The organism is Pontibacter toksunensis (assembly GCF_042686245.1).
Taxonomy (GTDB): Bacteria; Bacteroidota; Bacteroidia; order Cytophagales; family Hymenobacteraceae; genus Pontibacter; species Pontibacter toksunensis.
Genome location: NZ_JBHUOX010000060.1, coordinates 1 through 6,161 on the forward strand (window position 1 = coordinate 1; position 6,161 = coordinate 6,161).

Here is a 6,161-nt window from a genome sequence, read left to right on the forward strand (position 1 = left end):
CTAAGTTGAACTGCGCTGCTTTATGCCCTCCGGTTCGCTTTTCAACACCGGACGCTGGGAAATAACAGTAGCCGGGGAGCCCAAAGTTCCAGATGATTGATAAACTTTTAGGGCTTTCTTACTTTGATTGCCTGCTTCCCGGGCGCTGGAGAATAACATGCAGGAGAGCCGTGGGAGTTCCGGTGCAGCGGAAGATTTTATGAGTTTCCTCATGCATGCTTTTCCCCTGCTTCTTTAATAATGTTGTGCATAAACAAAAAAGGCAGGAAGCAATCTCCCTGCCCTTCTCAGCTTTCTGAAATTTTGCTTATGCGTTCTTCGGCTTTTTATACAGCGGCACTGTACTGCATGGCTCTCCATACATGAGGCTACTCGTAACTGGCAGCAGCTTCCGCATTACCTCTACATAGGCATAAGTGGGCACCGGTATACTTCCGCAGCCTTTTATAACCACCTTTGCATCTCTGTATTCCTCCGGATCAATTTTGGCTATAGCCTCCTGCATCATTGCCTGCTCGAGAGCTTCCAAATCTCCGAATATATAGTAGTTGGCGTGGTTCTGCAGCTTCGACGCCAGCAGCATATAAGCCCAGGTCGGAACAATGGCATCTGCACTACAAATAATTGCTACGTTCTTTCCATCATAATGCGACCAATCGATTTCCTTTACAAAAGCCCGGAAATCTTTTTCCTTCAGAATAAGGCCGTGGAAAAGGTTGTCTTTTATGTCGTACACTACGCGTTCTCCCGGATGCAGCAGCAGTTCCAGGTTCAGTGTTACCAGCGCACTTTGCGCTACCTTATTTATTATCTCTGACATAATTTATTATCTCTGACATAGTTCTGTATTATTTTGTGCTTTTACCTGCACTTGTTATATAAACATCCTTTAAGTAGAAGGGTTCATAGTACGCCACATCTTCGAATGCTTCCTGCTCATACTTCTTTAGCGCCAACTGCCCTATTATTTTAGCGGATGGCAATACCCCATCTATAAACAACGCATGCGCTGCATCTGTTAACAAATTCTTGAACTTCTGAGCTCCACTTCCAAAAAAGATAATGGGGTGCGCCTTCAGCTTATCTTTACAAAATTGCTCATCCAGCACAACCGGCTCTATCGGACTCACTTCCTGTAGTTCACTGTCTAGAAGGCAGGTATATACTTCCATACGGCGGGCATCCAGCATCGGGCAGAACAAGTAGCGCTCCGGGTTAGGAGTGGCCGCCACTACCTGCGCTGCTAACCCATACAGCGTTGACACCTCCAGGAGCGGAATATCCAGCGAATAGCATAATCCTTTTGCCGTGGAAGAGCCAATCCGAAGTCCTGTATAAGACCCCGGCCCTCCTGATACAGCTACTGCGCTTAGCTCTTTCAGCGTCGCGCCACAGTTTTCCACCAGCTGCGATACCATGACTGTGATATGCGAAGAGTGTGATTTCTCTATCTGCAATTCCGAAGCGCCTAACAGCTGCTGATCCTTAAACAAGGCTATGGAACAGACAGTGGTAGAAGTTTCGAGTGCGAGTAGTAGTGGCATGGTTTATAAATAAATTCACAGCAAAATTAGCGGAACTACAGCAAGGAAACAAAAGCTCTGCTTATCATCAGCAGAAAGCAAAAGAGGGTGGCACATTACTGCGCCACCCTCTCCTTTATATCATTTGCTTAGTTTCCTTTTAAGTAGGAGTTATATTTTTGCTGATCATTCAGTACTTGTCTGGCCATGATGATATTTGGGTCATCATCGAACGTTGACTCGATGTAGCCTTTTTGCAGGTAGTAACGCGAAGCTATCTCCGCCTCCAGCACTTCCTTGATTTCTGCCTTAAAGCGCATCAGGTCATTGGCTTTGTTATGAGACACCTTCTTTTTGATGGCATCCAACTCAGCTTTTATGTCATCGTAATGCTTGCCTTCTTTTGCTTTCTTCGCAACATCCTCCAGTTCGCTTTCTATACCTGTGCGATAAGACACATCTTTATTACCTAGATAGGCTACAAAGTCCTGGTATTCCTTGTCGGTTAGCTTAAACTCTTTGGCTGACGCGATAGACGGATTCTCTGCTTTATACTTGTTGGCGTATTCAAAGTAATGGCCTTTGGAAGCGATGGCTTTGGTGATATCAGAAAACTCTGCCTGCTCAACCTCTACATCTGGGCTTACTCCTCCTCCATCATACACCACTCTCCCGTTCGCTGTTTTGAAAGCAACACGCAGTGAATCTGCAATTTTGCCTACGCTACCGTCTTCGTTGCGGTGCGCATAGTCAATCGCCTGAATGCAACGTCCGCTTGGTATGTAATATTTAGCTGTTGTTACCTTCAACTGAGAGTTGTAAGAAAGAGGTCGTGTAGCCTGCACCAAGCCTTTACCAAAAGTTCGCTCTCCCACCAGCACAGCACGGTCATAGTCCTGCATTACACCTGCCACAATCTCGGAAGCCGAGGCACTTCTGGAAGAAGTTAAGATAACAAGCGGCACTTCCTTATCCAGTGGCTCATCCAAAGACTTGTAGGTTTTATTCCAGTCTGTTACTTTACCTTTCGTACTTACAATGTCCTTGCCTCTGTCTACGAATACGTTCGAGATGTTAACCGCCTCATGCAATAAGCCTCCCGGATTGTCACGTAAGTCAAAGATTATTTTTTTGGCGCCCTGCTCTTTTAGCTTCTGTACCGCCATTCTTACTTCTTTCGAAGCATCTACGGTAAAGCCTGACAATTGGAAGTAGCCTATTTCTTTGTCAATCATACCATAGTATGGCACATTCTCCACCATAATATTAGAGCGGGTAAGCTCCACTGTTCTGCCTTTGGTCTGGCCATAGCTTCGCACCTCTAATTTTATAGTGGTGTTTGCCTGCCCCTTCAGCATCTTACTCACGTCCCCGGTAGACTTACCCGTAACGGTTACGCCATCAATTTTCAGGATTTCATCGCCGATAACCAGTCCTGCTTTATGAGCGGGAGAGTTTTCGTAAGGCATCTGTACCACCACTTTTCCATCGCGGCTGCCAATAATAGCACCGATTCCGCCGTACTGACCCGTGGTCATAGTACGGAAATCTTCAATATCGTCTTCGGGAATATAATTAGTGTAGGGGTCCAGCGACTTCAGCATAGCATCGATGCCGACACGCATCATATGTGCGGGGGGCACATCGTCTACGTAGTAGGTATTCACCTCCTTAAACAAGGTAGCAAAAACATCAAGATTTTTGGCGATCTCGAAATATTTGTCTGATTCGGACTTAAAGGAGAACAGACCGATACCCAGCGTACCGATGAGGAGGCCAGTTATATACTTTTTATACATAATTTCTTGGTTAAGGACGTGGAGAGACTACTTAATCAAACAACGTTCCAAACCTGAAATTAGTTTTTTCTGGATAGAATCAAAGGACTTTTTTTCTTTACCGATATAGAGGACACCCAGCAACTGCGGAGCCTGCTGTGGGTTCTGGTAAAGGATGTGCTTGTTCAGGCGGTATGCCTCCCGTATCTGCCGCTTCAGGCGGTTGCGGTCGGTGGCACGCTTAAAGTAGCGTTTTGATACTGAAATGAGCACCTGGGGCTGCCCGGGCTGCGCATCTTGCGGCGTGTGGTACACAAACCGCAGCGGGTATACATTAAAAGAAGAACCCTTGCTAAACAGCAGCGCGATAAGGCGCTTACTGCACAAGCGTTCTTCTTTTGAAAATGTATAGCGAGGTGACTGCTCTGCTTTATGTTCGCCTGCTGGCTCTGTGTGCATCAGCGGAAACTACGAAGCGAAGCTATTCCCGTTCAGGAATTAAGCCGCCTTATGTCTTTTTTCGTCAGAAACAGTTAGTCTCTTTCTGCCCTTGGCTCTTCTGCTGGCCAATACTCTTCTGCCGTTAGCGGTTTCCATTCTTGATCTGAAACCGTGCTTGTTTCTTCTTTTTCTCTGAGAAGGCTGGAATGTTCTTTTCATCGTATGCCAATGGTTTTATTATGGCCTGCAAAATTAGGCAACCTTTTGTAAATTAGCAATGTCAGGCACCAATATTCTTCAAAAAACTCTATCAAAAGGCGCTTTACAGGCGTTAAAGCAGCAATAAAGAGCAAACTTTTAATGTAAGACTACCTTCCAGCATGCTAAACTACCACATCTCATACACCAATCCGCTCACACATTTTGTTGATATCACCCTTACCATACCTCAAAACAAGCAGGAAGAGTTGTACCTGCAACTGCCTGCTTGGCGCCCCGGCCGGTATGAGCTACAGCATTTCGCGCAAAAGCTCCGGAACATTACCGCCAGCGCCAATGGAGAGTTCATTCAGATAAATAAAGTAACAAAAGACCGGTGGCTGGTAAAAGCTACGGGAGCTGAAACGGTGGAGATAAGCTACAGCTTCTTTGCACGCCAGATGGATGCCGGCGGCTCCTGGCTGGATGAGGAGCAGCTTTACCTGAACCCCATCAACTGCTTGATGGCGGTGGAGGAGCGAGAGCAGGAGATTTGTGAGCTGCAGCTAAGTATACCTGAGGAATGGGAGATTGCCTGCGGCTTACCTGAGAAGGAGAAGCATGTTTTAGAAGCCGCAAACTTTGATGCGCTAGTGGACAGCCCTCTCATTGCCAGTAGCAACCTGAAGAAGGAAACATTTGAGGTAAACAAAATCCCGTTCCACATCTGGATACAAGGCGACTGCCAGCCGGATTGGGAGAAGATAAAGAAGGATTTTGCCGCTTTCACAAAAGAGCAGCTAGAGGTGTTTGGAGATTTCCCGGTGCCGGAGTACCATTACCTGAACGAAATACTGCCCTACCGTTTCTACCACGGTGTTGAGCACAGCCTCTCTACTGTTATCACACTCGGGCCGGGAGAACTGCTGATGCAGCCGAGCCTGTATAAAGAATTTATCGGGGTGAGTTCGCATGAGCTGTTCCATACCTGGAACATCAAAAAAATAAGGCCAAAGGAAATGCTGCCATACAATTTTGCACAGGAGAATTACTTCAGAACGGGTTATGTGGCAGAAGGCATCACCACATACTACGGCGACTATATGCTGGCGCGTTCGGGGGTGTTCACGGCAGCGCAGTATTTTGAGGAGCTGAACACCACGCTACAGCGCTACTTCGCCGACTATGGCCGCCACAACCTCTCCGTAGCAGACTCCTCTTTTGACCTCTGGCTGGATGGCTATAAACCTAATATCCCTGACCGCAAGGTGTCCATCTATATAAAAGGTGCGCTCACCGCACTGCTCCTGGACCTGCAACTACGGCAGGCGACTCATAACACGGCTTCACTGGACACGGTAATGCGCAAAATGTGGGAGAACTTTGGGAAAAAGGACAAGGGCTATACCGAGCAGGATTATGCGCAACTGGTGGATGAAGTAGCGGGGCAGTCATTCCAGTCTTATTTCGAGAAGTACATAAATGGCACCGCACCGCTTGAACCTGGCTTAGATGAAGCTTTAAAGTTTGTTGGCTGCACACTGAATGAGCAGGAAAACCCGCTGCTGCACGAGGGCAGATATGGTTTTAAGATATCATCGGACCAAACAGTGAAAGTAACCGCCGTCGCCCCAGACGCTCCTGCCAGCCATGTGCTGAGTATAGAGGATGAACTGGTAGCCCTCAACGGCCGAAAATTAGAGAACAACCTCCAGCAACTGCTTTCGCTGCAGCCTGAGGTGGTAGAGCTAACGCTGTTTCGGGAAAAGCAGCTGCGGGTAGTGCAGTTGAAATTAGATGGGAAAAGCTACTACAGCAAATTCACGATTGAAAAGCGCAAAGACGCCACAGAAGAGCAGAAGCAGAATTTTAAGCTGTGGCTGAAGCAGGAGTTTTAGGAGAGGGATGGGCGAAGGATACTGGATTAAAGGGTATTCTTTAATGCTAGATACAAAGCTGTGATAGGCTATTCTATTCTGTCATCCTGGAAGGATCTTGTGGGTTACTTGTAGGCAACCCACAAGATCCTTCCAGGATGACAGGTACAAAAGACCGCCTCCATGTTTTGCAAAACGGTAAGGCAACACAATTTTGGGTAGTGTACTAAAAGTAAGGATGGTCATATTGAGGAATTAGCAATGAGAAGCAGGTGTTATGAAATAGAGATCGCCAAACCTTTACTTCATATGACCACCTGCCCTCACTGCCATAGTCCCAATAT

The 6,161-nt window shown here is 46.9% G+C and carries 6 protein-coding genes; 1 reads left to right on the plus strand and 5 read right to left on the minus strand.

The features are described from left to right. Positions 1-307: 307 nt before the first annotated feature. The 5 genes from ACFS7Z_RS26785 to rpmH form a co-directional block, all read right to left on the minus strand. Positions 308-820, minus strand: coding sequence for a DUF2480 family protein (locus ACFS7Z_RS26785; protein ID WP_377492403.1), 513 nt, complete (start codon positions 818-820; stop codon positions 308-310). A gap of 28 nt (positions 821-848) precedes the next feature. Then, positions 849-1,544, minus strand: a complete 696-nt coding sequence (tsaB, locus tag ACFS7Z_RS26790; RefSeq protein ID WP_377492406.1) for a tRNA (adenosine(37)-N6)-threonylcarbamoyltransferase complex dimerization subunit type 1 TsaB — start codon at positions 1,542-1,544, stop codon at positions 849-851. A 128-nt stretch (positions 1,545-1,672) separates the two neighbouring features. Further along, a complete protein-coding gene (locus tag ACFS7Z_RS26795; RefSeq protein WP_377492409.1) occupies positions 1,673-3,322 on the minus strand; it encodes a S41 family peptidase in 1,650 nt (549 codons plus the stop codon). Between the two features lie 27 nt (positions 3,323-3,349). After that, positions 3,350-3,760 carry a ribonuclease P protein component gene (gene rnpA / locus ACFS7Z_RS26800; RefSeq protein ID WP_377492412.1) on the minus strand — a complete coding sequence of 137 codons (411 nt, stop codon included), beginning with the start codon at positions 3,758-3,760 and terminating at the stop codon, positions 3,350-3,352. Between the two features lie 39 nt (positions 3,761-3,799). Continuing rightward, complete coding sequence (gene rpmH, locus ACFS7Z_RS26805) at positions 3,800-3,961, minus strand: 50S ribosomal protein L34 (protein ID WP_162347583.1); 162 nt, start codon at positions 3,959-3,961, stop codon at positions 3,800-3,802. Between the two features lie 161 nt (positions 3,962-4,122). On the opposite strand from rpmH, the gene ACFS7Z_RS26810 reads away from it, so the two are divergent. Beyond that, a complete protein-coding gene (locus tag ACFS7Z_RS26810; RefSeq protein ID WP_377492417.1) occupies positions 4,123-5,838 on the plus strand; it encodes a M61 family metallopeptidase in 1,716 nt (571 codons plus the stop codon). Positions 5,839-6,161: the final 323 nt, after the last annotated feature.